Below are 1,402 nucleotides of genomic sequence, written 5' to 3'. Positions count from 1 at the left end.
CCCTAAATCACCACATTCCATCGTAAGGAGAATACTCATGGAAGGCGATATCGCACAACTCGGTCAGTTCGTGGGCGCAGGCCTGGCAGCAATCGGTTCCGGCGCAGCCGCAATCGGTGTGGGCCACGTTGCCGGCAACTTCCTGGCAGGCGCACTGCGCAACCCGTCGGCAGCAGCTGGTCAGACCGCGACCCTGTTCATCGGCATCGCATTTGCAGAAGCACTGGGCATCTTCTCGTTCCTGGTCGCTCTGCTGCTGATGTTCGCCGTCTAAGACCTCAGGAACCTATTTCCTTACGGCCGGGCAGTGCGGCCTAAATCCGCACTGCCCGGTGTAACGGCAAGTTCCCAAGGAGGACGACATGGCATCTAATACGCAAGACGCAGCACACGGCGCCGCAGACGCAGCGCACGGGTCTGCTCCGGGTATGCCGCAGCTGGACTTCTCGACCTTCGGGAACCAGATCTTCTGGCTCGCGGTCGCTCTGGTCGTGATCTACCTCATCCTGTCGCGCGTCGCGCTGCCCCGCATTGCGGCTGTGCTGGCCGAGCGTCAGGGGACCATCACCAACGACCTCGCCGCGGCTGAAGACCTGAAAGCCAAGGCAGTCGAGGCCGAAAACGCATATAACAAAGCTCTGGCAGATGCCCGTGCCGAATCTCAGCGCATCGTTGCTGAGACACGTGTGGAAATTCAGGCCGGGCTGGACGAGGCAATTGCCAAAGCAGACGAACAGATCTCTGCCAAGGCCGCCGAGTCCGAAAAGGCAATCGCCGAAATCAAGGCCGGTGCGCTGGAAAGCGTAAAGGCTGTTGCCACCGATACCGCAGGGGCGCTGGTAAGCGCACTGGGCGGTTCGGCAGACGCAGACGCAATTGCCGCGGCAGTTGCCGAGCGGACGAAAGGATAAGGACATGCGCAATATTCTCGCCCTTGCCCTGACCTTGGGTGCAGCTTCGCCTGCCTTTGCTGCCGGCGGCGGCCTGGACCTGTCCAACACCAATCTGGTTGTGGGTCTCGGTTTTGTGCTGTTCGTTGGCATTCTGCTGTTTGCCAAAGTGCCGTCGCTGCTCGCAGGCCAGCTGGATAACCGTGCAGAGGGTATCCAGAAGGAGCTGAACGAAGCCCGCGCGCTGCGTGAAGAGGCCCAGACCGTTCTGGCGTCCTATGAGCGTAAGCAGCAGGAAGTTCAGGCCCAGGCTGATCAGATCGTTGCTGCCGCCCGTGACGAAGCTGCCCGCGCAGCGGAACAGGCAAAAGCGGATCTGCAAACCTCCATCGCCCGCCGTCTGGCGGCCGCCGAGGAGCAGATTGCTTCGGCGGAAGCCTCGGCTGTGAAGGAAGTGCGCGATCAGGCGATCACAATCGCTGTTGCTGCTGCGGATCAGGTGATCTCCAAGC

Annotated in this window: 3 protein-coding genes; all 3 read left to right on the top strand. The window is 61.3% G+C overall.

Annotated features, from left to right (window positions below):
• Positions 1-37 precede the first annotated feature (37 nt).
• Positions 38-274 (top strand): F0F1 ATP synthase subunit C, encoded by a 237-nt coding sequence (locus tag A2I95_RS37970; protein ID WP_008553903.1) that lies wholly within the window; start codon positions 38-40, stop codon positions 272-274.
• A gap of 88 nt (positions 275-362) precedes the next feature.
• Positions 363-911, top strand: a complete 549-nt coding sequence (locus A2I95_RS37965) for a F0F1 ATP synthase subunit B' (protein WP_259989163.1) — start codon at positions 363-365, stop codon at positions 909-911.
• Positions 912-915: 4 nt separating this feature from the next.
• Positions 916-1,402 (top strand): ATP F0F1 synthase subunit B (locus tag A2I95_RS37960; protein ID WP_291737587.1); only part of this gene is annotated, 487 nt, incomplete at its 3' end.

The sequence above is a fragment of the Leisingera sp. F5 genome (assembly GCF_001593695.1).
Note: the sequence above shows the minus strand (reverse complement) of the source record. Positions and strands in the feature narration are given on the sequence as shown.

Coding starts and splice junctions, on each gene's coding strand:
- A2I95_RS37965 (WP_259989163.1), top strand. CDS start 363: ATGGCATCTAATACGCAAGACGCAGCACACGGCGCCGCAGACGCAGCG.
- A2I95_RS37970 (WP_008553903.1), top strand. CDS start 38: ATGGAAGGCGATATCGCACAACTCGGTCAGTTCGTGGGCGCAGGCCTG.